Annotated in this window: 23 protein-coding genes; 15 read left to right on the forward strand and 8 right to left on the reverse strand. The window is 64.9% G+C overall.

Going from position 1 to position 25,003, the window contains the following annotated elements; all coding sequences use genetic code 11:
• Positions 1–50: 50 nt before the first annotated feature.
• The gene (locus tag AAEO60_RS05475) at positions 51–1,133 is read right to left on the reverse strand and encodes a PA0069 family radical SAM protein (protein WP_341672633.1); all 1,083 of its coding nucleotides are present in this window, start codon (positions 1,131–1,133) and stop codon (positions 51–53) included.
• A gap of 49 nt (positions 1,134–1,182) precedes the next feature.
• Here AAEO60_RS05475 and AAEO60_RS05480 point away from each other — a divergent pair, with 49 nt between their 5' ends.
• Positions 1,183–1,521, forward strand: a complete 339-nt coding sequence (locus AAEO60_RS05480; RefSeq protein WP_341672634.1) for a VOC family protein — start codon at positions 1,183–1,185, stop codon at positions 1,519–1,521.
• A gap of 13 nt (positions 1,522–1,534) precedes the next feature.
• On the opposite strand, the gene moaB is transcribed toward AAEO60_RS05480, so the two are convergent.
• From moaB to AAEO60_RS05495, 3 genes are all read right to left on the reverse strand, one after another.
• Positions 1,535–2,062 carry a molybdenum cofactor biosynthesis protein B gene (moaB, locus tag AAEO60_RS05485; protein ID WP_341672635.1) on the reverse strand — a complete coding sequence of 176 codons (528 nt, stop codon included), beginning with the start codon at positions 2,060–2,062 and terminating at the stop codon, positions 1,535–1,537.
• A complete protein-coding gene (locus AAEO60_RS05490; RefSeq protein ID WP_341672636.1) occupies positions 2,062–3,771 on the reverse strand; it encodes a transglycosylase SLT domain-containing protein in 1,710 nt (569 codons plus the stop codon). Before AAEO60_RS05490 ends, moaB begins: the two co-directional genes overlap by 1 nt.
• A 65-nt stretch (positions 3,772–3,836) precedes the next feature.
• Positions 3,837–4,580: a hypothetical protein gene (locus tag AAEO60_RS05495; protein WP_341672637.1), complete on the reverse strand. Its 744-nt coding sequence runs from the start codon at positions 4,578–4,580 to the stop codon at positions 3,837–3,839.
• 84 nt (positions 4,581–4,664) lie between these two features.
• Here AAEO60_RS05495 and AAEO60_RS05500 point away from each other — a divergent pair, with 84 nt between their 5' ends.
• From AAEO60_RS05500 to AAEO60_RS05530, 7 genes are all read left to right on the forward strand, one after another.
• Positions 4,665–6,311, forward strand: coding sequence for an electron transfer flavoprotein-ubiquinone oxidoreductase (locus tag AAEO60_RS05500; protein ID WP_341672638.1), 1,647 nt, complete (start codon positions 4,665–4,667; stop codon positions 6,309–6,311).
• A 497-nt stretch (positions 6,312–6,808) separates the two neighbouring features.
• Positions 6,809–7,621, forward strand: coding sequence for a 4-(cytidine 5'-diphospho)-2-C-methyl-D-erythritol kinase (locus AAEO60_RS05505; protein ID WP_341672639.1), 813 nt, complete (start codon positions 6,809–6,811; stop codon positions 7,619–7,621).
• On the forward strand, positions 7,618–8,355 hold the full coding sequence (locus AAEO60_RS05510) for an N-formylglutamate amidohydrolase (protein ID WP_341672640.1): 738 nt from the start codon (positions 7,618–7,620) through the stop codon (positions 8,353–8,355). Before AAEO60_RS05505 ends, AAEO60_RS05510 begins: the two co-directional genes overlap by 4 nt.
• Before the next feature lie 110 nt (positions 8,356–8,465).
• The gene (gene ilvD / locus AAEO60_RS05515; RefSeq protein WP_341672641.1) at positions 8,466–10,331 is read left to right on the forward strand and encodes a dihydroxy-acid dehydratase; all 1,866 of its coding nucleotides are present in this window, start codon (positions 8,466–8,468) and stop codon (positions 10,329–10,331) included.
• Positions 10,328–10,672 (forward strand): hypothetical protein, encoded by a 345-nt coding sequence (locus AAEO60_RS05520; protein WP_341672642.1) that lies wholly within the window; start codon positions 10,328–10,330, stop codon positions 10,670–10,672. Before ilvD ends, AAEO60_RS05520 begins: the two co-directional genes overlap by 4 nt.
• On the forward strand, positions 10,669–12,069 hold the full coding sequence (locus AAEO60_RS05525; RefSeq protein WP_341672643.1) for an NAD(P)H-hydrate dehydratase: 1,401 nt from the start codon (positions 10,669–10,671) through the stop codon (positions 12,067–12,069). The genes AAEO60_RS05520 and AAEO60_RS05525 overlap by 4 nt, the downstream gene beginning before the upstream one ends.
• The gene (locus AAEO60_RS05530) at positions 12,066–13,262 is read left to right on the forward strand and encodes a class I SAM-dependent RNA methyltransferase (protein ID WP_341672644.1); all 1,197 of its coding nucleotides are present in this window, start codon (positions 12,066–12,068) and stop codon (positions 13,260–13,262) included. Before AAEO60_RS05525 ends, AAEO60_RS05530 begins: the two co-directional genes overlap by 4 nt.
• Here the strand turns inward: AAEO60_RS05530 and AAEO60_RS05535 are convergent.
• From AAEO60_RS05535 to AAEO60_RS05550, 4 genes are read right to left on the reverse strand one after another with little or no spacing between them, the layout of a single operon-like run.
• Positions 13,259–14,038 (reverse strand): hydrolase 1, exosortase A system-associated, encoded by a 780-nt coding sequence (locus AAEO60_RS05535; protein WP_341672645.1) that lies wholly within the window; start codon positions 14,036–14,038, stop codon positions 13,259–13,261. The genes AAEO60_RS05530 and AAEO60_RS05535 overlap by 4 nt on opposite strands.
• Positions 14,035–14,697 carry an alpha/beta hydrolase family protein gene (locus tag AAEO60_RS05540; RefSeq protein ID WP_341672646.1) on the reverse strand — a complete coding sequence of 221 codons (663 nt, stop codon included), beginning with the start codon at positions 14,695–14,697 and terminating at the stop codon, positions 14,035–14,037. The genes AAEO60_RS05535 and AAEO60_RS05540 overlap by 4 nt, the downstream gene beginning before the upstream one ends.
• 6 nt (positions 14,698–14,703) lie before the next feature.
• Positions 14,704–14,997, reverse strand: a complete 294-nt coding sequence (locus AAEO60_RS05545) for an acyl carrier protein (RefSeq protein WP_341672647.1) — start codon at positions 14,995–14,997, stop codon at positions 14,704–14,706.
• A 9-nt stretch (positions 14,998–15,006) separates the two neighbouring features.
• Positions 15,007–15,993 (reverse strand): GNAT family N-acetyltransferase, encoded by a 987-nt coding sequence (locus tag AAEO60_RS05550; RefSeq protein ID WP_341672648.1) that lies wholly within the window; start codon positions 15,991–15,993, stop codon positions 15,007–15,009.
• A gap of 25 nt (positions 15,994–16,018) precedes the next feature.
• Here AAEO60_RS05550 and AAEO60_RS05555 point away from each other — a divergent pair, with 25 nt between their 5' ends.
• From AAEO60_RS05555 to AAEO60_RS05585, 7 genes are all read left to right on the forward strand, one after another.
• Entirely contained in the window at positions 16,019–17,515 is a 1,497-nt protein-coding gene (locus AAEO60_RS05555; RefSeq protein WP_341672649.1) for an acyl-CoA ligase (AMP-forming), exosortase A system-associated, read from the forward strand.
• Positions 17,512–18,738 carry a pyridoxal-dependent decarboxylase, exosortase A system-associated gene (locus AAEO60_RS05560; RefSeq protein ID WP_341672650.1) on the forward strand — a complete coding sequence of 409 codons (1,227 nt, stop codon included), beginning with the start codon at positions 17,512–17,514 and terminating at the stop codon, positions 18,736–18,738. The genes AAEO60_RS05555 and AAEO60_RS05560 overlap by 4 nt, the downstream gene beginning before the upstream one ends.
• Before the next feature lie 195 nt (positions 18,739–18,933).
• A complete protein-coding gene (locus AAEO60_RS05565; protein ID WP_341672651.1) occupies positions 18,934–19,575 on the forward strand; it encodes an XrtA/PEP-CTERM system exopolysaccharide export protein in 642 nt (213 codons plus the stop codon).
• 15 nt (positions 19,576–19,590) lie between these two features.
• On the forward strand, positions 19,591–21,108 hold the full coding sequence (locus AAEO60_RS05570) for an XrtA system polysaccharide chain length determinant (RefSeq protein WP_341672652.1): 1,518 nt from the start codon (positions 19,591–19,593) through the stop codon (positions 21,106–21,108).
• Between the two features lie 10 nt (positions 21,109–21,118).
• Positions 21,119–22,147: a P-loop NTPase family protein gene (locus AAEO60_RS05575; protein ID WP_341672653.1), complete on the forward strand. Its 1,029-nt coding sequence runs from the start codon at positions 21,119–21,121 to the stop codon at positions 22,145–22,147.
• Positions 22,144–23,796, forward strand: coding sequence for a preprotein translocase subunit YajC (locus tag AAEO60_RS05580; protein WP_341672654.1), 1,653 nt, complete (start codon positions 22,144–22,146; stop codon positions 23,794–23,796). Before AAEO60_RS05575 ends, AAEO60_RS05580 begins: the two co-directional genes overlap by 4 nt.
• A gap of 22 nt (positions 23,797–23,818) precedes the next feature.
• Positions 23,819–24,973: an XrtA/PEP-CTERM system-associated ATPase gene (locus AAEO60_RS05585; protein ID WP_341672655.1), complete on the forward strand. Its 1,155-nt coding sequence runs from the start codon at positions 23,819–23,821 to the stop codon at positions 24,971–24,973.
• The last annotated feature ends 30 nt before the right edge of the window (positions 24,974–25,003 follow it).

The raw sequence follows: 25,003 nt of genomic DNA on the forward strand, positions 1-25,003 counted from the left end.
GATTTTTCCAACCCGTCTGTTATCGCAAACCACCCGCAATGCGAAGCTTTTCATAACAATCTGCGCTGCAAGCCGCTCTCGGGTTGCCGAAATGCATCGGTTTTTAGTGGAAAACTCGCCTTTCCGAGCCCGGCACGGCGGCAAGCGATGCGGAATCGCGAACGGAACAGTTCGGCCCAGACCCCGCTGGGGCGCATGCGGCTGAAGAATTGCGGGTCATTGTCGCGGCCCTTTCGCACCGATCGCACGATCGCCATCACCTTGTCTGCGCGATCGGGGAAATGGGTGTCCAGCCATTCGCGAAACAGGGGCGCGACTTCGTGCGGCAGGCGCAGCATGATCCAGCCGCAGCTTTGCACGCCAGCCTCGGCAGCCTGGGCTACGATCTGTTCCATGAACTGGTCTGTGATGGCGGGGATTACCGGTGCGACCGAAAAATGTGTCGGGACACCTGCTTCCGCCAATTTCTGCAGTGCAACCAGTCGTTTCTGCGGCGAAGTTGCGCGTGGTTCGAGTTTTGAAGACAGGGCAGGGTCGAGGCTGGTGACCGACAATGCCACGGCTACCAGCTCGTGCTGCGCGAGTTCCGACAGCAGGTCGAGGTCGCGCAAGACGCGATCGGACTTGGTGGTGATCGTTACCGGGTGACGCGTGTCCAGGCACACTTCCAGCACCTGACGGGTGATCTCGTAGCGCCCCTCGATCGGTTGGTAGGGATCGGTGTTGGTGCCCATGGCGATGGGTTTGGGGACGTATTTGGGGCGGGACAGTGTTTCGCGCAGCAAGCGTGCAGCATAAGGCTTCGCGAACAGCTTCGTTTCGAAGTCCAGTCCCGGCGAGAGATCGTGGTAGGCATGGGTCGGGCGCGCGAAGCAGTAGACGCAACCGTGTTCGCATCCACGATAGGCGTTTATCGAGCGATCGAAGGCTAGGTCGGGTGACTGGTTGAATGTGACAATGGACTTGGGAAACTCCTCCGTCACCGTGGTGCGCATTGGCGGGGCAGGGCCATCAACCCGCTCGGCATCGTCGCGCCAGTCGCCGTCAATCTCGCGTGCGGACAGGCCGAAGCGCTGCGGTACTGCCGCTGATTGCGCGCCTCTTCCGCGGACGATATTCCCGCTCTTGCTCATGGAACATAAATAGAACATATTGTCCCGCAGGACAAGCAGGAGAATGGCCGTGGCCAAGTTGGACTATGTGGAACTGCCCGCACCGGACGTGGCGGGCGAGAGGGCCTTTTATGAACGCGCCTTTGGGTGGAAATTCACCGACTACGGCCCGCAATACTCCGCACACGAGGAACATGAAACGCAGCTGGGCCTCAACGGCACGGACACTCCGACGAGGACGGTCCTGCCGCTGATCCGGGTGGAGGATATTGAAGCCGCCTATGCCGCCGTGGTGGCTGCGGGTGGGTCGATTACCGTGGAAACGATCGAATATCCCGGCGGGAAACGTTTCCTGTTTGCCGATCCGGCGGGGCTGGAGATGGGCTGCTACCAGCCCGACCAGACCTAGCGTTTCGACAGGCCTACTTTTCTCGCAAACGCGGCATCAGCTCGACGAAGTTGCAGGGGCGATTGCGGCTGTCGAGCTGCTCGGAAAGGATCTTGTCCCAACCATCCTTCACTGCGCCGTTGGAGCCGGGCAGGGCGAAAATGTAGGTCGCGTCGGCCAGCACGGCCAGCGCGCGGGACTGCACGGTAGAGGTGCCGATGGTCTGGTAGCTGACCCACCGAAAGAGCTCTCCGAAACCGGGGATTTCCTTGTCCTTGATCCGGTCGAGCGCCTCGGGCGTCACGTCGCGGCCGGTCAGTCCCGTGCCGCCGGTGGACACGACCGCGTCGATCTCCGGATCGGCGATCCAATGCTGTAGCTGGGCCACGATGTCATTGGCATCGTCCTTCAGGATGGTGCGCGCGGCCAGCGTATGACCTGCGCCCGTGATCCGTTCGGCAAGAATGTCGCCCGAGGTATCCTCGTCCGGACCGCGCGTGTCCGAAACGGTGAGCAGGGCGATGTTGATCGGCCGGAAAGTCCGGCTCTCGTCGATGGCCACTATTGGCCTCCTGTAGACATGTAGACGCGGCCGCTGGTGGGGGCACTGCCGTCGGGGAACAAGGGCCAGCCATTCTGCGCCAGCGCCATGCGCGATGGCGAGGCGACACTCGCCTGCCGCTCGTACAGCCAGTAGTGTCGCATGACGATGGCGACATATTCGCGCGTCTCCCAGTAGGGGATGGCTTCCATGTAGAGCAGCGGATCGTTGCGGTCGTCGACCTCGGTCACCCAGCGGGTGATCGGGGTCATGCCGGCGTTGTAGGCTGCCATGATTACCGGCAGGCGGCCGCGCGTCACCGGGTGGTCGCGCAGCATGATCAGGTTCTGCTGGCCGAAGGCGAGGTTGGTTTCCGGATCATAGATATCGACGCTGGCCGCGTTCAGGCCGAGCGAGGGAGCGTGCTGGCGGACGGTTATCGGGGTGATCTGCATCAGGCCCTGGGCATTGGCCGGGCTGGTGGCGTTGGGACGAAAGGCGCTTTCCTGCAGGATGTGGGCGAAAGCCAGCGCGGGATCGACCTGCCAGCCGTTGTAGGGCGCCACCTTGGGGGCTGGCTGGCGTGCTGACGGGTCAGCTTCCGCACCCGCCGGTGCATTGAGCGCCATGTAGATCTGTGTCTGCGGGAAGCCCAGTTCGCGGGCGAGCCGCGAGTAGGCTGCATATTCGCGCGGGTCGCTGATGCGGGCCTGGTGCAGCAGCACCTGGCTGGCGAGCACGTCGCGGCCGATTTCGTCGAGCGCGACGGCGACCTGCACGTTGCGGTAATTGCCAACCTGCCGCCAGTCGGCCGCGGTGAATTCGGAGCCGCCATCGCGGTCCGGCATCGTGCGGCCCAGCTGTTCGCTCGCCAGCATGCCGTATAGCGTCTGGTCGAGCCGGGCGGCATCGTTCAGCAGCTGCGTGCTGAGGCCGGGCTGGCGGCAGCGCAGCGCCGCGCGCGAGGCCCAGAACAGGGCGGCAGCGCGCAGCGTCGGGTTTATTGCTCCTTGGGCGGCGCGCTGGAAAGCCGCGCCCGATGTCTCGCAATCTTCCAGCCGCCAGGCGGCGAGGCCGGCAACCCAGTCACCTTCGGCCACCCAATGGCCGCTGCCTTCCGCCACGGTCTGCGCCATGGCCAGGGCCTGGGCGTCCATGTTCTCGATGAAATAGCTCCACGCCACGCGCTGGCGCCACTCGGCGCGCGCTTCGGGGCTGAGCGAGGCGTCGACACCGTCGAGCAGCAGGCGGGCGCCGGTCGGATCGTCGTTGGAAATGTGGTCGAGGATCGCAGCGCGCACATCGGAGGGCATGGTGCCGTCGTCAACCGGGCGGGGCCGGGTTCGGCGCGGGATGGAGCCTTGCGGCACCATGTCGCGGGCATAGGGCAGGCGCTGCTCGCCGCTCAGGCCGCGGGTCTGGCCGAGACGCGCCAGCTGCGGGGCTTGCGGCAGTTCGTAGCCGGTCTGCAGCCAGCGGGCGATCTGCTCCGCCTCGACCCGCGGGGAGTTCGGAGCGATGTAGAGCTCTGCTCGCGCGACATCGTGCAGCAGTCCGGGTTGACGCTCGTCCAGCAGGCGCTCCGCATCGGCCCATTGGGAGCGGCCGATGGCGGTGAAGACCTGATCGTAATACTCGCGATCCTCGCGCGACAACTGTTGGGGCGTCGTCCGTTCGGAAATGCGCGCGGTGAAATAGGTGCGGGAATCGCTGTGCTGTTCCTGTGCCATGAGGGGCATTGGCAGGGCGAGGGTCGCAGCGGCGATTGCCAGGGGGGCAAGCAATCTCATGGCAGTCAGGTCCATTCGAGCAACCGCTTCCAGAGCCGTGCCCGTTGGCGGGCGTGGTCTAGCAATCGGTCGGGGGCAAAGGTGGCAAGAACGCTGGCTTCGGCCAGCCGGTCAAACATTTCCGGAGGGGCCGCCGGATCATGGCCGAACAGCGCGGGCAGCTTGCTGCCGAACATGATGACCCTTTGGGGCTTAACCAGTCCGACATGATGCGCCAGGGCAATTCCGAGGCCTTCGCTGCCATGCCGGGCCCAGTCGGGTAGCGGCATATGGCCGGGCAGGGCACTGGCGAAATAGGCCGCTGCGGCATCGATACCTGCCGAACGCAGCACATTGGCGATGAAGCGGCCCTGCGGCCCTGCCAGCAATGCTTCCCCATCGCCAGCTTCGGGCATTGGCACCAACACCATGACGGACGATCCCGCCGCACCGCGCGGAGCAACCCTGTTGCGCAGCCCCTCGGCAAAGGGGTTCGCTTCACCGGTCCACCAGTCGTGGAAGGCATCGAGGCTATCCGGAAGGTCCGTGGCGGAAAGTTTCGGCGGCTCGGGTTCGGCAGGCTTGGCAGCGGGAGCGGCGGCGACCGGCGCAGGCGCTACCTCTTCCTCTTCCGCCAGCATCACCTGGACCTCGTCGGTGAAGTGCTGATCCACGCCCGCATCGCGCCACCAATCCTGGGCAGCGGCAAATTGTTCGGCCAGGTTCAAGTCGGGGGTCAAGTCGGCGGTCAAGTCGGGGCGATTTTCCATAGGTGGACTTGCGGCGGTCTTGACCTGCTGCAAGCCAGCGATCAAGTCCCCTCCGATGGAACATCCGCAATTCGGGATAAAGTGATGATTGAACGGGAATCGATGCCCGTGGACGTGGTGATCGTCGGTGGCGGCCCTGCCGGCCTTTCAGCGGCGATCCGCCTGAAGCAGATTAACGAGGAACTTGAAGTCGTTGTCCTTGAAAAGGGCAGCGAGATCGGCGCGCACATCCTTTCGGGTGCGGTGGTCGATCCCAAGGCGCTCGACGAGCTGCTGCCCGACTGGCGCACGATGGACTGCCCGATGGCGCAGACCCCGGTGACGGACAACTGGCACTGGCTGCTGACCAAGTCGGGCAGCTGGAACATGCCCCACGCCATGATGCCGCCGCTGATGAGCAACCACGGCTGCTACACCGGCTCGCTGGGAAACCTGTGCCGCTGGCTGGCCGAACAGGCCGAGGCGCTGGGCGTCATGGTCTTCCCCGGCTTCCCTGCTGCGGAAGTCATGTTCAACGACGCGGGCGCTGTCACCGGCGTGATAACGCAGGACATGGGCGTGGCTGCCGACGGCAGCCACAAGCCCGATTTCCAGCCGGGCATGGAAATCCACGCCAAGTACACCCTCTTCGCCGAGGGCGCGCGCGGCAACCTGACCAAGCAGCTGAAGGCCAGGTTCGACCTCGAGGCCGATTGCGAGCCGCAGGTCTACGGTCTCGGCATCAAGGAACTGTGGGAGATCGACCCGGCCAAGCATGTGCCGGGACGGGTGATCCACACGCAGGGCTGGCCTTTGTCGGAAAGCGATACCTGGGGCGGTGGTTTCCTCTACCACCAGGCTGACGGCCAGGTGGCGCTCGGTTTCGTGACCGCGCTCGACTACAAGAACCCCTACGTCTCGCCGTTCCACGAATTCCAGCGCTGGAAACAGCACCCGGCGATCCGCGAAGTGCTCGAAGGCGGCAAGCGCATTGCCTACGGCGCGCGCGCGATCAACGAGGGCGGGTGGCAGTCGGTGCCCAAGCTGGCCTTCCCCGGCGGCGCGCTGGTCGGCTGCGCGGCAGGCTTCGTCAACGTGCCGCGCATCAAGGGCAGCCACACCGCGATGAAGAGCGGGATGCTGGCGGCCGAGAGCATTGCCGCCGCCATCGCAGCGGGCAGCGAGCATACCGAACTGGCCGATTACGACGCGAACCTGCGTGAAAGCTGGATCGCAACCGAGCTTAAGAAGGTGAAGAACGCGCAGCCGCTGGTCGCCAAGTTCGGCGGCGACGTGGGCACCGTGCTGGCAGGCGCCGACATGTGGATGCGCACGCTGAAGATCGGCCTGCCGCTCTCCATGAAGCATCACCGCGACTACGAGGAACTGCAACGCGCCGACCTGCACAAGCCGATCGACTATCCCAAGCCTGATGGCGAGATCAGCTTCGACCGGCTCACCAGCGTGTCATTTTCGTTCACCAACCATGCGGAGGACCAGCCCAACCACCTCAAGGTGGCGGACATGGAACTCCAGCGGACGAGCGAGCTGGGCGTCTACGCCGGTCCTTCGGCGCGCTATTGCCCGGCGGGTGTCTACGAATGGCTGATCGAGGAAGGGCAGGAGCCGAAGTTCCAGATCAACTCGCAGAACTGCGTCCACTGCAAGACCTGCGACATCAAGGACCCCAACCAGAACATCACCTGGACGACGCCCGAAGGCGGCGGCGGGCCGAACTATCCGAATATGTGAGGGATCAGCGTCTGCGCTGCATTGCCTTTACGAACCTTCGCTTGGTTCGGTAGGTGCCTCGCAGGAAGTGACGCCTTGAGCCGACCAAAGAGCGATAGGTCTCGAAGTCCTTGATGCTACCAAAATATCCTCTGCGGTGCAGCGATCGGTGTGATTCCCCCTTTTCCAGTAGGCGCAGGAAGCGTTTGCTCGAGCGCACCTCGACGAAACGGCTCCGACGAGCGCGAGGGTACCAGCGAAAGTCGAGCAAGGACGGGTTCTTCCCGGAAAGCGCACGGCGCCGCATTATCCTGAGCTTTGAAATGTATCGTTGGGCGGCAAAATGGGCACGGGGCCCAAGCCGTTTACGGCGCAGTGCGAATTCGACCTGGTAAAGAAGGTCGTACTGGTAGCAGAGTGGATCGCTCCAGGGATCGCGTCGCTCGCCTCGTGCCATGTTTCCTCCCGAACGAATTTCGCTAGCGGACAAATTTGTAACAACCCGTTATTGCGCAACAATGCTAACCGAAACCGCCTACGCCAAGATCAACCTTGCGCTGCATGTCCGACAGCGGCGAGAGGATGGCTATCACGAGCTCGAAACGCTGTTTGCCTTCGTAGATGCGGGGGACGAGCTGGTAGCAACCCGCGCCGACGCCGACAGTCTGCACACCACAGGAGAATTCGGCTCCGCGCTGAGCGACCCGTTCGAGAACATCGTAATGCAGGCGCTGGGTGCGCTCCCGCGTCCGGGCGGCCTTGCCATCACGCTGGAGAAGAACCTGCCGGTCGCAGCCGGGCTGGGCGGCGGTTCTGCCGATGCCGGGGCGGTGTTCCGCATGTTGCGGGAAGCCCACGGCCTTCCGGACGATTGGCGCGAACGCGCGGCCCGTCTCGGTGCCGATGTTCCAGCCTGTGTGGAGAGCGTCACCTGCATCGGCCTCGGCACCGGCACGGAACTTGTTCCGCTCGAAAGCGATTTGATTGGTATGCCCGTTCTCCTGGTCAATCCGCGTATCCCGCTTCCTACCGGGCCAGTGTTCAAGGGATGGGACGGCGTTGACCGCGGCCCCTTGCCGGAGACCAACGAGGTTAGCCGGATCGCACGCGAGGGTCGCAACGACCTTGAAGCACCAGCCATCGAAATCTGTCCAGAAATCGCCGACGTTCTCGACGAATTGGCCAAGGACGATCCGTGGCTCGCGCGCATGTCCGGGTCGGGCGCAACCTGCTTCGCCCTTTATGAAACCGCAGAAGTGCGCGATAGAGCCTCGCAAAGGCTACATTCTGACCGCCCGCAGTGGTGGCAGATGAAAGGAAACCTGCGATGAGCGAGACGGTCTGCCGCCTGATCGGCGAGGCCAGCAAGGGCGGTATTGTCGCTGTTTGCGACCATGCCTCCAAGCGCGTGCCCGAAGGCATCGAGCTTGGCGTCACGCCGGAGACGCTGGAGAAGCACGTCGCCTGGGATATCGGTACTGCCGGCGTCTGCGAGCGGCTGGCGCGGCGGCATCACATCCCCGCGATGCTCTGTGACATCAGCCGGCTGGTGATCGACATGCACCGCGAAGAAGAGTCGTCCGGCCTGATCCCCACCAGCAGCGACGGGATTCTGATTCCCGGCAATATCGGTGCCAATCGCGATGCCCGGCTGGACGCCTATCATCGGCCCTATCACGATATGCTCGGCAAGTGGCTCGACGCGGTCGAACCGGGGCTGATCCTCTCGATCCACAGCTTCACCCCGGAACTGGAAAGCAAGCCGGAAGAAGAGCGACCGTGGGAACTGGCGCTGCTCTACAACGAGGATGACCGCGCCGCGCAGCATGCGATCCGCCTGTTCAGCGAGCTTGGCGTGACCGTGGGCGATAACGAGCCCTATTCGGGCAAGCAGCTCAACGCGACGATGAACCGCCATGCGGAAGCGAAGGGCCGTCCCTATTGCGCGATCGAGATCCGCAACGACCTGATCGCCACGGAGACGGGGCAGGCCCGCTACGCCGCGATCATCGCCGACGTTGCTGGCCGCGTGAAGCTGGCACTCGACACCGAAGCCCAGGGCTGACCAAACACCAAGCACTTGCAGGCGGGAAAGCATTTCCTCTTTCGGATGGGGCCCGGCTTCCTCTAAGGCGAGCCCTGCAAATCTGATCAGGACTGACCCGAAGGCCAATCATGCCCGCATATCGTTCACGTACCTCGACCCACGGCCGCAACATGGCAGGTGCCCGCGGCCTCTGGCGCGCCACCGGCATGAAGGATGGCGACTTCGGCAAGCCGATCATCGCCGTGGTGAATTCCTTCACCCAGTTCGTGCCGGGTCACGTGCACCTGAAGGACCTCGGCCAGCTGGTCGCGCGCGAGATCGAGGCGGCGGGCGGCGTTGCCAAGGAATTCAACACCATCGCGGTGGATGATGGCATCGCCATGGGCCACGACGGCATGCTCTATTCGCTGCCTTCGCGTGACCTGATCGCGGACAGCGTGGAATACATGGTCAACGCCCATTGCGCCGATGCCATGGTGTGCATTTCCAACTGCGACAAGATCACGCCCGGCATGCTGATGGCGGCCATGCGGATCAACATTCCCGTCGTGTTCGTTTCGGGCGGCCCGATGGAAGCGGGCAAGGTGGTGCTGAAAGGCAAGGAAGTGGCACTCGACCTGGTCGATGCCATGGTTGCCGCCGCGGACGAAAGCTATACCGACGAGGAAGTGCTCAGCATCGAGCAATCCGCCTGCCCGACCTGCGGTTCATGTTCTGGCATGTTCACCGCCAACTCGATGAACTGCCTCACCGAGGCACTGGGCCTGTCGTTGCCGGGCAACGGCTCGCAGCTGGCCACGCACTCTGACCGTCGGGGCCTGTTCGAGCGCGCGGGACGGCTCGTGGTGGCGCTGGCCAAGCGGTACTACGAGGAAGACGATGCCAGCGTGCTGCCGCGTTCCATCGCCAGTTTCGAGGCGTTCGAGAACGCGATGAGCCTCGATATCGCCATGGGCGGCTCGACCAATACCGTTCTCCACCTGCTCGCCGCCGCGCACGAAGCGGGCGTGGATTTCACCATGCAGGATATCGACCGGCTCAGCCGCAAGGTGCCGTGCCTGTCAAAGGTCGCGCCCGCCAAGGCTGACGTGCACATGGAAGATGTCCACCGCGCCGGCGGGATCATGTCGATCCTCGGCGAACTGGACCGTGCGGGACTGCTGCACACGGCGCTGCCGACCGTGCACTCGCCGACCATGGCCGATGCGCTGGACGATTGGGACATTGTGCGAACCGGCAATCCCAAGGTGCACGAATTCTACAAGGCCGCCCCCGGCGGCGTGCCGACACAGACCGCCTTCAGCCAGTCACGCCGCTGGGAGGAACTCGATCTCGACCGTGACGGCGGCGTGATCCGCAATGCCGAACATGCCTTCTCGCAGGATGGCGGGCTCGCGGTGCTCTACGGCAATATCGCGCTCGAAGGCTGCATCGTGAAGACTGCAGGCGTCGACGACTCCATCCTCAAGTTCACCGGCCCCGCGCGCGTCTACGAAAGCCAGGATGCGGCCGTAGAAGGCATCCTTGCTGACGAGGTACAGGCGGGCGAGGTCGTGGTGATCCGCTACGAAGGCCCCAAGGGCGGGCCGGGCATGCAGGAAATGCTCTACCCGACCAGCTATCTGAAATCGAAGGGCCTTGGCGCCAAGTGCGCGCTGCTGACCGACGGGCGCTTCTCCGGCGGCACCTCCGGCTTGTCGATTGGTCACGCCAGCCCCGAAGCGGGCGAGGGCGGGGCGATTGCCCTGGTCGAAACCGGCGACGTGATCGCCATCGATATTCCGGGCCGCACGATCAACCTCATGATCGACGATGCCGAACTGGCCGCTCGCCGCGAGACGATGGAAGCCAAGGGCGACGCCGCATGGCTGCCGACCGAGCCGCGCAAGCGCCGCGTTTCGCCGGCGCTGGAAGCCTATGCCGCCATGACCACCAGCGCCGCACGCGGTGCGGTGCGCGACGTGACCCAGATCACCCGAGGCGCGAAATCGTGAGGGCGGCGCTGGTCGCTGCAGTCCTGCTCCTCGCTGCCTGCAACGAGGCGGTCGAGGGCGAGGCTGTGAATGCGACCGGTGAAGGCACCTTGATCGATTGCTCGCTGAACGGTGCGGGCGGTTTCGGTCGCGATTGCACCTTGGAACGGCACGAGCAGGACAACGAAAGCTTCGTCATCGTCCGCCACCCTGACGGGGCCTTCCGGCGCTTCGAGCTGGGCGTGCCGGGACGCGGCCTGATCACCGCCGACGGCGCGGAAGAGGCAGAAATCACCGATATGGGCGGCTATGTCGAAGTGCGCGTCGGGTCCGACCGCTACCACTTGCCGATAGCGGAATGACCGCCGCCTTTCCCCAGCAGATCCTGACCGCATCGCAGATGCAGGAGGCCGAGCAGGCGCTGCTGGATGCGGGCGAGACAATCGAAACCCTGATGGAGCGCGCCGGTGCGGGCGCGGCCGACTGGGTCTGGCGCATCGCCGCACACCGCCCGGTTACCGTACTTTGCGGCCCCGGCAACAACGGCGGCGACGGCTACGTCATCGCCCGCGTGCTGGCGGAGCGCGGCGTGCCGGTGCAGGTGGTCGCGCCGATCCCGCCCAAGACCGATGCGGCAAAAATTGCGCGGGCAAAATGGGGCGGCGAACCGGTGTCCGATGCCAAGGGCGAAGTGCTGGTCGATTGCTTGTTCGGCACGGGCCTCGGACGGCCACTCGACGACAGCCTGCTGGCACACCTTACCTCGCTGGCAGCCTCGCACCCCATCCGGATCGCGGTGGACCTGCCCAGCGGGATCGACAGCGACAATGGCGAAGCGCTCAACGAAGGCTTGCCGCACTACCAGCTGACCATTTCGCTGGGCGCGTGGAAATATGCGCACTGGATGATGCCCGCCATGGCGGCGATGGGCGACAAGCGCCTCGTCGATATCGGGGTGGGCCGCGTGCACGAGGCTGCGCGCCTCTCCACCCCTCCGCAATTGGCTGCTCCGGCACCTGACGCCCACAAGTATTCGCGCGGCCTGCTGGTCGTGCTCGCAGGAGAAATGCCGGGCGCAGCCGTCCTCGCTGCACGCGCGGCGCAACATGGCGGCGCGGGCTATGTAAAAGTATTCGCGGGCGAAGACGACGAACGTTTCCCGGTCCCGCCAGACTTGGTGGTGGATCACGGGTCGCTGTTCGACCTTGTGCGCGATCACCGCATCGACGCCTTCCTTGTCGGACCCGGCCTTGGCCGCAGCGACGAGGCACAGGCGCGGCTCGACTGGGTGCTCGCTTGCGACCTGCCGACCGTTGTCGATGCCGACGCGCTGGCCTTGCTCGAACCGCAGATGCTGGAAGAGCGCGAATGGCCGATCGTGGCCACGCCGCACGCTGGCGAGCTGGATGCCATGGCCAATTCTTTCGGCGTCGCTGGCCTCGACCGCGCCGAGCAGGCGATCGAACTGGCCGAGGGCATCGAGGGCGTCATGGTGGCCAAGGGGCCGGATACGCTGATTGCTGCCCAGGGATCGTCGCTGGCGATCATGCCGCCTGCCACAAGCTGGCTGAGCACGGCAGGCACCGGTGACGTGCTTGCTGGCCTGATTGCAAGCCGTCTCGCTTGCGGCGTGAACCCGCGCAAGGCGGCAGAGCAGGGCTGCTGGCTGCACGCACTCGCGGCGCGCAAGGCCGGACCGACCTTCACGGCAGGACAACTGATCGAACAGGTGCCTGCTGCCTACGCGGAGTTGATGTGAGCGAACCCAGCGAAATCCTGCGCCTCGCCGCCAAGGGCGACGGCGTGACCGCGGACGGCAAGCATGTGCCGCTGTCCGCGCCGGGAGACCTGCTGCTGCCCGATGGTACGCTCCAGCATGGCCCGCACCATGTCGAACCGGCCTGCCGTCATTTTGGCACTTGCGGGGCCTGCCAGTTGCAGCACTGCGACGAGCAAGCGCTGTCCGAATTCGTCCGCAACCGCGTGGCCTATGCGGCGCAGTCCCAGGGGCTGGAGCCGGAACTCGTCGCGCCCGCAACGCTGTCCCCGCCGCGCACGCGTCGCCGCGCCAGCCTGCGAGCTATCAATGGCGGCGGCCGCCCGCTGATCGGCTTTACCCAGGCCGGATCGCACAAGGTCGTCGACATGCGCGAATGCCATGTCCTGCTGCCGGAACTGTTTGCCGTGATCGAAGGTCTGCGCGGTTATCTCGGGCGGGTGAAAGGCAAGTATTCGATCGGCATCGAGCTGACGCGGATCGACCAGGGCGTCGACCTTGGCCTTACGGGCTTCACGCCCGAGGGGCTCGACCAGACGGAAGACCTGCTCGATTTCTGCCGCGACCAGGGACTGGCGCGCCTGACGCTGGATCAAGGTTATGGCGCCGAGGGCTTCTGGGAGCCGGAACCCGCCACGGTTACGCTTGGCGGCGTGCCGGTGGCCTTCCCGGCGGGCGCCTTCCTGCAAGCGACGCACCACGGCGAAGCCGCGCTGCTGGGGGCGGCGAAGGAATGGCTGGCGGATTGTCCGCTGGTGGCAGACCTGTTCTCGGGCCTCGGCACCTTCGCGCTCGCCCTGGCCGCCAATGCCCAGGTTTTGGCCGCCGAAGCTGACGGAGCGGCCATTGCCGCTTGCCGTCTTGCAGCCAACCGCGCGCGCATGCCGGTCGATTGCCTGCACCGCGACCTCTTCCGCAATCCCGTGCGCGCGGATGAACTGGCAGACTTTGATGCCGTCCTGCTCGATCCGCCGCGCGCCGGTGCGCGGACGCAGGTCGAGAAAGTGGCGCAGAGCAAGGTGAACCGCGTGGTCTACATCAGCTGCAATCCGTCCAGCTGGTCGCGCGATTGCGTGCAGCTGAAAGAGGCCGGTTTCCGCCTCGTCGAGCTGCGTCCCGTGGGCCAATTCCGCTGGTCCACCCACGTCGAACTGGCCAGCCTGTTCGTCCGCTAGCCGCCAAGCATTCCCAGCACCTGCGTTTCAAGCCAATTGCGCGCGTGCGGTTCGACATAGGCGTGGCTGGCACCAGGGCAGGTGTAGAGATCGCCGCTGTCACCATCCCAGTGCACGGCGAAGGCCTGCCCGGTGCGATCCTTTTCGGCGATCAGGATGACGTGGGGCTTGCTCGAGCCAACTAGCCCATCCAACATGTCCTGCAGCAGCGAGTTCGGTTCGGGCGCTTTCTCCACCGCCCCCCACAGGCCGCGCATCAGCTTGGCCATGTTCACCTCGCCGCGCAGCAGGCGCAGGAGTTCGGCGGGATTGCGCAGCTTCTCGGCATAGCGGGAGCGGATGGCCGAAGGCGGGGGCAACGCGTCTTCGGCCGCGTCTTCAAAGGTCCAGGGGTTGGAGAGGACCAGTGCATCGCAGAGATCGCCGGACATCAGCATGAGGGCACTGGCGGCATCGCAATTGCCGAAGGCTACTACCCGGTTGATCTGCGGGCACAGTTCGCGAAACTTGGCATTGGCGGCCAGGATGTCCTCGCTGCTTTCCCGGAAGCCGAGGTTTTCACCGCTGCTGTCGCCGACACCGCGCCGGTCGAAGCGGAACACCGGAAAGCCGGCTGCGGCAATCCGGGCGGCAAGCGCTGCCTGCCCGCCGAAAGTGCCGGAGCGAATCTCGTTGCCGCCGCTGACGATCAGCAGGCCACTGCGCGAAGCGCCGCGATCCAGCGTGCCGACGAGCGTTTCGCCTGCACATTCGAAAGTGACGTGCTGGCGGCTCATCCGACCTGCTCCAGCATCAGTGCTGCCAGTGCGTCAGCCTGATCGGCATCGAATGCAGGTTCGGCGCGCAGCCAGAGGCCCGCGCCGCCCATCTCGGCCTGTTTCACCTCGGTCGCCGGGCCATCCGGTGCTTCCGCTTCCGCCAGTTCCCGCACCATGGCAGGCCCAAGATCATATCCCGCGAGCTGTGCGCCTTGCGATTCTGCGCGCGCGACCAGTTCATCGCGCGTGGTGGTGAGGTCCGCTTCCTTGTCGCTCAACAGCTGCACGCGCACGAGGCCGCGCAGCAATGCAGTCCCGCCGACACTGGCGTAGCGCAGGCCGGGCAGGGTGCCGGGATCGAGCAAGGTACCGCCACGCAGGGTCAGCACATGGGTTGCTTTGAAGTGGCTCGCCGCGGCTTCAACGGCTGCCCGCCATCCGCTCACCGTCTGCTCGGTCAGCGGCGCGAGGCTCTCGTTGGTGCCCGGCAGGTCCGGCAGCATGGAATCGACGCCGCCGGTATCCAGTCGACGCATCACCTCGACGGTAAAGTGCCGCAGCTTGTTGCTCTCGTCGAACAGCGCCGGGATCACCAGCACGCGCTTGTCGCGCTGCTGGTCGAAGCTCAGCGCGAATTCGTCGCCACCGGCAGGGCTGGGCCAACTGCCGGTCAGCATCGGCTGTCAGCCTTCGTTGCGCTTTGCGGCGAGGTAGGAGAGCAGCCCGCCATAGGTCTCCAGCATTTCGCCATCGACCTCGTCGTCCTCGATGATGATGTCGAGGCGGTCTTCCAGCTCGGTGAGCAGGCCCGCGACGGCCATCGAATCGAGTTCGGGCAAGTGACCGAACAGGCCGGCATCGTGATCGAGATCGGCAACGCGTTCTGCCGAAAGGCCGAGAACATCCGACAACACCTGTCGCAGGATGAGGTCGGTATCGCCTTCCAGTTCGAGCGGGACGGGGAGATTGGTCGACATAACCGCGCCCTAGCCACGGCGCGCGCCCGAGACAAGCTTGCGGAGCGTGGCCTTGGCGATGAAAGGCCAGTTGCGCGGTTTACCGTGGCGCAGGCAGGTGAGCTGCCAGCGTGTGCGGACCTGTTCCATCCAGTCGCGCTTGTAGGGATCGTCGCCGGTGCCGAAATCGACCCATTCGACCTTGTCGGTGTCGATCACATGTTCGAACAGCGCGGCAGTCAGCGTGGTGCCGGGGGAGAGATTTTGCGCGCCTTGCCGGTGCGCCAGCTTGTGGATGTAGGCGGTCCTCCCCTCGACCGTCCAGAACTGCGCGGCGACGGGTTTGCCGTCGTGGCGGGCTAGGGCGAAGCGGAAACGGCCAGCCTTGCTCTCGGCCTCGGCGAAGGCGCGCAGCATGGTGGGATCGCCTTCCTCAGGCTTCCAGCTGTCGGCGTAGATTTCCTCGTAGGCGTCCCAATCCTCGGCATCGAAGAGGGTGTGCAGTGTGGTTTCGACCTTCTTCGCCTTGCGCTTCAGCGTGGTGCGGACCTGGCCCGGGCGGTCCGCGAGGAACTCGGCATAGGTGCGGCCGGCGACGGGCAGCACGTGGTTGGTATCGCAGGGTTCTGCGAAAACGAGCCATCCGGCCTTGCGGAAGGCCAGCATAAGGCGCTGCAAAGTGCCGTCCTCGTCGCGCAGCTTGGTGAGGGTGACGCGGTCCGCGCGGCCTGCAAGGTCAAGCGCGAGGTCTTCGAGCAGGGCGGGGCTGGTAAGACCGGAGGTGTGCAGGTCGCCCCAGGTGAACGCATACCAGTTGGTTAGGGCTTCCAGCCCGTCGCCAGACTGGCGCAGCGGCAGGGTGATCGCCTGCCCACCTTCGCTGGCGGTGGCGAACAGCGGCTGCATCCCGCTCTGTTCGAGCAGGGCAAACCATTCCGGACGTGCAAAAGGTCCTGCACAAGCCCAGTCATGGTCTTGCAGATCGTTAACCGTGTCGTGATAGCTGATCGCTGTCACTTTTCCTGCTTGCTCCCGGAGCCCGATGTCCACTGCGCCTGACCCAACGCCGTACCCGCTCGATCACCTCGCACTGCGCGGGGATGATGACGATGCGGCGCTGGTCCTGCGCGGCGAAACCCTTAGCTGGAAGGACTTAAGAACCCGTGTCGGCCAGCTGGCAGGCTGGCTGGCGGAGCAGGTGCCGGAAAAGGGCGCGCGGGTCGCGACCTGGGCGGCCAAGGGTGAGTTGACCTGCCTGATGCCGCTGGCTGCGGCCCGCGCGGGGCTGGTCCACGTGCCGGTCAATCCGCTGCTGAAGCGGGCACAGGTTAAGCATATCCTTGAAGACTGTTCGGCCAGCCTGTTGCTGGCCAACTCCGCGCGGCTTGCCTCGCTGGAAGATGGCGACGTCGAATGTCCGCAGGTGGAGGAAAGGGCGGCCATGGAGGCGCTCGACAGCGCTTGGCCCCTTTCGGGCCCGTCTGCGCATGACCCGCAGGATCTCGTCGCGATCCTCTATACCAGCGGCTCCACCGGGCGTCCCAAGGGCGTGATGCTGAGCCATGCCAACCTGTGGCTGGGCGCGGTCAGCGTGGCGCATTACCTTGGCATGGAGCGCGATGACGTGACGCTGGCGGTCCTGCCACTGAGCTTCGATTACGGTCAGAACCAGCTGCTAAGTACCTGGTACGCAGGTGGCTCGGTCGCACCGCTCGATTACCTGACGCCGCGCGATGTTATCAAGGCGTGCGGCCGCCATGGGATCACGACGCTGGCCGCGGTTCCTCCGCTGTGGGTACAACTGGTGGACCAGGAATGGCCCGCCGAAGCAGTCGCCCCGATGCGGCGCATGACCAACAGCGGCGGCGCCCTGACAGAGGACCTTGTGCGCGATCTTCGTACCATCTTCCCCGATGCGCGGCTGTTCCCGATGTACGGGCTAACCGAAGCATTTCGCTCGACGTTTCTCGATCCGGCATTGGTCGACGAACATCCGACCTCGATGGGCAAGGCTATTCCCTTTGCGGAAATTCTCGTGGTCGACGAGGCGGGCGAGGTCGCCACCCAAGGCGAACTGGTTCACTGCGGACCGCTGGTGGCGCAAGGCTATTGGCAGGATCCCGAGCGGACCGCCGAACGCTTCAAACCTGCACCTGCGGCCTCGCAATACGGCGGCATGGCAGTCTGGTCAGGCGACAGCGTACGGCGTGCGGACAACGGTTTGCTCTATTTCCTTGGCCGCGGCGATGCCATGATCAAGAGCGCGGGCAACCGCATCAGCCCGCAGGAGATCGAGGAGGCCGTGATCGCGACCGGACTGGCAGACGAAGCCGTGGCTTTCGGCGTCCCTGACGAGAAGCTCGGCCACGCGATCTACCTGGTCGTGCGCGGCACTGGTGACGAGGACGCCTTGCGCGATGCCCTGCGCCGCGAATTGCCCAATTTCATGCAGCCGGCGGTGATCCGCTGGGTAGAGACGATGCCGCTCAATCCCAACGGCAAGATTGATCGCGCCCTGCTGGCGAGGAAGGCAGCATGAAGGCGCTCGGCCCGATCCCCCCGGAATATACCGCCAAAGACGGCGAACTGGCTATCGGTGGCCGTCCCGCGAGTGCGCTGGTGAGGGAGGCGGGCGGTACACCGCTGTTTGTCTATTCGCGCGACATGCTGGCCCAGCGCATGGGCAAGTTGCGCAAGGCCATGCCTGAGCGGATCAACATTCATTATGCCATGAAAGCAAACCCCTACGGGCCATTACTCGAATTCATGGCAGACCTGGTCGACGGCCTCGACATTGCCTCTGCAGGTGAGCTGGACCTGGCGCGCGAGGCCGGATACCTGCCGCGCGAAATCAGCTTTGCCGGACCGGGCAAGCGCGACAGCGAACTGTTCGCTGCCATCCGGGCCGGCGTGACGCTGAACCTCGAATCCGGGAACGAGGCCGACCGGGCCTTGCAGATGGGCAAGGAACTGGGCGTCTCGCCGCGTCTCGCGATCCGGGTGAACCCCAGTTTCGAACTGCGCGGTTCGGGCATGAAGATGGGCGGCGGAGCCAAGCCTTTTGGTATCGACGCCGACCGGGTGCCCGCCCTGGCGCGCAAGATCGTCGATGCCGGGGCCACATGGCGGGGCTTCCATATCTATTCGGGCAGCCAGGCGCTGGATGCCGAGGCGATCATCGAGGCGCAGGGCCACGTGCTCGACCTTGCCGCACAGCTGGCAAGCGAGGCGGGCGTGGACGTGCCGCACCTCAACATGGGCGGCGGCTTCGGGATCCCCTATTTCGACAAGGACGAGCGGCTCGATATCTCGGCCATCGGTGCGGCGCTGCAGGCGCGCTTCGGTGACTTGCCGGACGTGCTAAAGGACACCCAGTTCGCCATCGAGCTTGGCCGCTATCTGGTTGGCGAGGCAGGGGTCTATCTTGCTGAAATCGTTGATCGGAAAGTGAGCCACGGTACCACCTATCTCGTCACGGACGGGGGCCTGCATCACCAGCTGGCGGCATCTGGCAATTTCGGCACCGTCGTCCGCCGCAACTATCCGGTGGCTATCGCCACGCGCTTCGATGCCGAGCCGGAAGAAGAGGTCTATGTCGTGGGTTGCCTCTGCACCCCGCTCGACCGGCTTGCCGATGCCGCGCACCTGCCGCGCGCCGAGGTGGGTGACCTCGTCGCGGTGTTCTGCGCCGGGGCCTATGGCGCCAGCGCCAGTCCGGCCCAGTTCCTGGGACAGGGACCGGCCCGCGAAATGCTGGTCTGACAAGCGCCCGAATCCCGTCCCGTTTCGGGACATCCCCTCATAAACCCCCGTCAAACCGCCTGTTTCGGCCAAAAGGCTAACGCAATGTTCACCCTTATTCGCGAGAAGCGAAGGCGGATCCAAAGGGGTGGGTTGCGTCCATAGCCAGCGAGGGCTTGGCAGCGACTTCCCCGAAAATTCGTGAAGGACGCTTCAATGCGCACGTCAAAGCCGGTTTTCCTCCTCCTAGCCTCCGTTGGCATGGCGCTCAGCCTTGCCGGTTGCGCCACGAGCAGCGGCGCACAGCTGGAGCCTGCGCGCTTCGTCGCCATGCAGGAAGAACCGGGCGAGGAATACATCATCGGCCCGCTCGACAAGCTGACCGTCCACGTCTGGCGCAACGACGAGCTCGGCGCCGAGGTGCAGGTACGACCCGATGGCCGTATCACCACGCCGCTGGTGGCTGACATGCCCGCCGTGGGCAAGACCCCGACCATGCTGGCCGAAGATATCCGCCTGCAACTGTCGCAGTACATCGAAGATCCGCTGGTGACCGTGATCGTGAACGAGTTCGCCGGCACCTTCAGCCAGCAGGTGCGCATTATCGGGGCGACGGCCGAGCCGGCCTCGCTGCCTTACCGCGCCAACATGACGCTGCTCGACGCGATGATCGCTGTCGGCGGCCTGTCCGAATACGCCGCGGGCAACCGCGCCAAGCTGATCCGCTTTGACCGCGAAAGCGGCCAGCAGCGCGAATATGACCTGCGCCTGTCGGACCTGCTTCGTCGCGGCGAGAGCGACGCCAACGTGATGCTGCGTCCGGGTGACGTGATCATCATCCCTGAAAGCATGTTCTAGGGCAGGGGCAGGGCATTGAACCAACTCCTTGAAGAACTGCGCGCCGGCATCTGGGCTGTCTGGAACCGTCGTTGGCTCGCCCTGGCGATCGCCTGGGGTGTCTGCCTGCTGGGCTGGCTGGCCATCGCGCTGATTCCGAACAAGTACGAGAGCGAAACCCGCATCTTCGTGCAGCTGGATGACGTGCTGGCCGAACAGATCGGTATCGGCGCGGCCAGCCGTGCCCGCGACATCGACCGGATCCGCCAGACGCTGATCAGCTCCGTGAACCTCGAGAAAGTGGTGCGCGGCACGCGTATCGGCGACAGCGTCACTTCGCCGACTGACATGGAAGCCGCCATCGAGCAGCTCACCCGCGATGTCGAAGTCGTCAGCGAAGGCGAGAACATCTTCGAGATTACGGCCTCAAGCGGCCGTGGTGACCTGTCCGATCGCGAAAACGCCGAACTTGCACAGGTTATCGCCCAGCAGATGATCGACATCTTCCGCGAGGAGAACCTCGGCGGGGCGCGTGGTGACATGCAGGATTCGATCGAGTTCCTGAACCAGCAGCTTGCCGACCGTGAAGCCGAGCTGGCAGCGGCAGAAGACCGTCGTCTTGCCTTCGAGGCAGAGCATCCCGAATTGATGGGCGGGGCGCAGGCCATTGCCGCCCAGCTGGCTGCAACACGCTCCGAACTCCGTAGCGTCGAGGCTGACCTTGCCGCCGCGCAGAGCGCGCTTGCCGGTCTCGACGGGCAGATCGCCAGTACGCCGCGCGTGCTTGTGACACCCGGCAGCGGCGGCCCTCAGGCCAACCTCGCGCAGGCCCAAGCCAACCTTGCGGCGTTGCGCGCGCGCGGCCTGACGGACGAACATCCCGACATTGTCGCCGCCGAACGCACCGTGGCCAACATGCGCGAAGCAGCACAGGGCGCAAGCGCCCCGGTCGGCACGAACAATCCTGCTTACACCACGCTCCAGACCATGCGCGTTGAGCGCCAATCGAACGTCTTGTCGTTGCAGTCCCGCGCGGCTGCGCTGCGCTCCGAAATTGCCTCGATCACCGCTAGCCAGGCGCGTGAGCCGGGCGCGGCTGCCGAAGCCACCCGCATCAGCCGCGATTACGAGGTACTCCGCGAGCAGTACGACCAGCTGCTGCAGGACCGCGAAGAGCTGCGCCTGCGCGGCCAGGTGGAGACCGAGCGCAGTGCCGTGCAGTTCGAGGTGGTCGATCCGCCCACCACGCCGCGTGTGCCTGCTGCGCCCAATCGTCCCTTGCTGCTGTTCGGTGTGCTGATCGTCGGCCTCGGGGCCGGTGCCGGTACGGCCTATGCCCTCAGCAAGCTCGGTTCGACCTTTGCGACGGCCAGCCAGCTGGAGCGCAACCTCGGTTTGCCGGTGATCGGTACGATTTCGCATACTTTCACCGAGGCGGGCCGGGAACTGCGCGCCAAGCGTCTCAAGTATTTCGCTGCCGGGGTTGGCGGCCTTGGCATCATGTTCGTGGTGCTGATGGGCGTCGAGTTCGTCCAGCGCGGCATGATGGCGTGAGGGGATAGCGATGACTGACCAGAGCAATCCACCCGAAGCCCCCAAGACGCTGCTCGAGCGTGCCGAAGGCATGTTCGGCCTCGGCGGCTACAAGCCTGCGCCGGTGCCGAAGAAACTGAAGAAGCCGGTCAATCGCCGGATCGTGAAGCGCAAGGGTGAAGTCGAGCCAGTTGCAGCTCCGGCACCTGCGCCTTCCACTCCTGTGACGCCACCGGCGGTTGCCGAAGCACCTGTCGCTGCGCCGACCGCCGCGCCGCAGCCTACTCCCGCGCCGGAACCGGTTTACGAGGACGTCGAATTCTCCGGCAAGGTCCATCCGATCGATCGCGATTGCCTGACCCGCTACGGGCTGATCCAGCCGGAAGGGCAGGTCACCGGCCTGCTGGAAGAATTCCGCATCGTGAAGCGCAAGGTCTTGCAGTCGGTCCGCAAGGCACAGGAAGCTGGCAACGGCGCCTTCGCCCAACGCGTGCTGATCTGCTCGCCGCTACCCGACGAGGGCAAGAGCTACTGCGCAGCCAACCTCGCGCTGGCATTGGCGGCTGAGCGCGACAGCGAAGTGGTGCTGGTCGACGCCGACTTCGCCAAGCCGTCGATCCTCAAGATGCTGGGCCTGCCCAAGGGCCCCGGCTTCATGGACGTGCTCGCGCGCGACGACATGCAGGTCGAAGATTGCGTGATGGCGACCGACGTCGACGGCCTGTTCGTGCTGCCTGCGGGCAACCACACCACGGCCGACAGTGAATTCCTTGCCAGTCACCGGACTGCCGAAGTGCTTGACCGGCTGACCCGTGCCGCGCCGAACCGTATCGTCATCTTCGACAGCCCGCCGGCGCTCGCTGCATCGCCTGCTGCCGAACTGGCCAACCATGTCGGCCAGGCCATCGTGGTCGCCCGCGCGGACCGTACCGGCCAGAGTGCACTCGAAGACGCGCTCACGCTGCTGTCAGCCTGTCCCGACCTGAAGCTGCTGCTCAACGCAGCCCATTTCAGCCCCAGCGGCCGCCGCTTTGGCGTCTATTACGGGGAGGAGGCATGACCATGCGCATCAACCGGACATTCCCGCTGAGCCTGGCGATTGTCCTTGCCGCATTGCCGCAAGTGGCGATGGCGCAGGAAGGCGGCGATGAAGCCGACGAGGGCGTGCGCACCTCGCGTACCGAAGTCGTGCCCTATATCGAAGCCGCGCAGGTCGTGACTGCGCAGCTTTCACCGGGTGACGACGTACTGACCTACACCCAGCTGGCTGCCGGCGTGGACACCACGATTACCGGTCGCAACAGCGCTGCTTCGGCCTCGGTTCGCTACGAACACACCATCGGTTACGGCGATGCTTCCGACGTCGATACGCTGTCGGGCATTGCTCGCGCTTCGCTGGCTTTCGCCGGTCGCGGCATGACGATCGAGGCAGGCGGGCTTGCCTCACGCACCCGCGTGGAAGGCAGCGGCTTTTCCACGATTGGCGGCTTTGGCGGCAATGCGGCCTCCACCAGCCAGATCTATTCGGTCTACGCCGGTCCCTCGATCCAGTCGCGCAGCGGTCCGGTCGAAGTCAGTGGTTCTTATCGCCTCGGATACACTCGGGTGGAATCGCCCAATGCCTTCGTGCTGGCGCCGGGCACCGATCCGGTCGACATCTTCGATGACAGCGTGACGCACAACGCAGCGGTGCGTTTTGGCGTGGCGCCCAATACGGTTGCGCCGGTTGGCCTGGGCGTGGGCGCTGGCTGGAACCGTCAGGATATTTCCAACCTCGACCAGCGGATCGACGACAAGTACGTGCGCGCCGACGTTACCTTGCCGGTTTCGCCCAACCTCGCGTTGGTTGGCGGCGTCGGCTACGAAGACGTGCAGATATCCAGCCGCGATGCCGTGCGCGATGGCAATGGCCTGCCGGTGATCGGTTCTGACGGACGCTATGTTACCGACGACAGCCAGCCGCGCACAATCGCCTACGAAACCGATGGCCTGATCTGGGATGTCGGTGTCATGTGGCGGCCCAGCCGTCGTACCTCGCTGGAGGCCCATGTCGGCCGCCGCTACGGTTCGACGACCTACTACGGCTCGCTGGCCTATGCGCCGAATTCGAACTCCAGTGTCAACGTGTCGGTCTATGACAACATCACCGGTTTCGGCGGTCAGGTTACCACAGCGCTGAACGGCCTCGGCACCGATTTCTCTGCCTTCCGCAACCCGATCACGGGGGACCTTGGTGGCTGTGTCGTCGGCGTCGAAGGCGACAATTGCGCACTGGCCCGCCTCGGTTCGCTGCGCGGTTCGGTGTACCGCAACCGCGGGGTGGTAGCGAGCTACTCGATGATCCGCGGGCGCAGCTCGTTCGGCATCGGTGCCGGCTATGACCGTCGCAGCTTCATCGGTGGTGAAGGCACCGTCCTGGAGGGCGTTGACGGCCTGGTGGACGAAAGTGTCTTCGTTGCCGCCAATTTCAACCGCCAGCTCGATCGCGATTCCAGCCTGTTCGCCGGTGCCGCCGCCAGCTGGTTCAACGCGGGGGACAGCGCGCTCGGTGACGGCATGGGGTATTCCGCCTCGCTCGCCTACAACCGTGACCTGCTGCGCAACCTGACGGCCACGGCAGCTGTCGGGCTCGATGGCATCAGCCGCGACGATCTTCCCGATTACTCATCCGCATCGGCCCTTCTGGGCTTGCGCTATTCCTTCGATTGAGGGGTCAACAGGAGAAAACCCCATGTTTGACAATTTCTATGGCCTCACCGGCAAGCCTTTCCAGCTGACGCCCGATCCGGAGTTCTATTTCCGTTCGATCACGCATCGCAAGGCGCTGTCGTACCTGGGTTACGGCCTGGCGCAGGGCGAAGGTTTCATCGTCATTACTGGCGAGGTTGGCGCGGGCAAGTCGACCCTCGTCGCGCACATGATGGAAAGCCTCGACACCTCGGCTGTCACCGTGGCGCAGATTGTCACCAGCAAGCTGGACGATGAAGAGGTCATCCACGTCGTCGCCGGCGCGTTCGGCATCGACATCGAAGGCCACGACAAGGCGACCGCGCTGACCGAGATAGAGAGCTTCCTGCACGAGGAAGCCCGCGACGGTCGCCGTTGCCTGCTGGTGCTGGACGAGGCGCAGAACCTGGCGGTGGAAGCCCTGGAAGAGCTGCGCATGCTGTCGAACTTCCAGCTGGGCAACCACCCGCTGTTGCAGACGCTGCTGCTGGGCCAGCCAGAGTTCCGCACGACCTTGCAGGCGGACGAGCGCCTCGAACAGCTGCGCCAGCGCGTGATCGCCGCGCATCACCTTGAACCGATGCAGAAGGGCGAGATAGAGCCCTACATCACCCATCGCCTGAAGATCGTAGGCTGGGATGGCAATCCGTCGTTTGACCAGCGCGTGTTCAGCGAGCTGTACGAAGCCAGCGGCGGTATCCCGCGCAAGATCAACCAGATCGCCAACCGCCTGATGCTGCTGGGTGCTGTCGAGGAGCGTTCGCGCATCGACGCTGCCATGCTGCAGAACGTGCTGAGCGAAATGGCTGCCGAACGCGCCTTCCCCGAAGCTCCGCCCGCACCGATGCCGGAGCCGGAAAAGACCTTTGAGCCGGTCAAGGCCATGCCCACCGAGCCGCGCATCGACAAGGCCATGCTCGAGGAATACCTCGCCGAACGAGACGCCCAGATCGTCGAGCTGCAGCAGGCCATCGTCGAATTGTCCGACGTGCGCGACACGGTCATTGCCGAGGCTGTCGCACCCGAGATCGAAACGCTGCGTGCCCAACTCGCCCGGGTCGAGGCCAAGTGCTTCGAACAGGAGCGCACCATCCGCCAGACGCTGACCATGCTGATCGACTGGATCGAAAGCGAAATGGATTCGAGCAAGGCAGCCTGAAGAGCAGTTATCCAGGGAACCACCACAAGG

This window comes from Aurantiacibacter gilvus, assembly GCF_038289935.1.
Classification (GTDB): domain Bacteria; phylum Pseudomonadota; class Alphaproteobacteria; order Sphingomonadales; family Sphingomonadaceae; genus Alteraurantiacibacter; species Alteraurantiacibacter gilvus.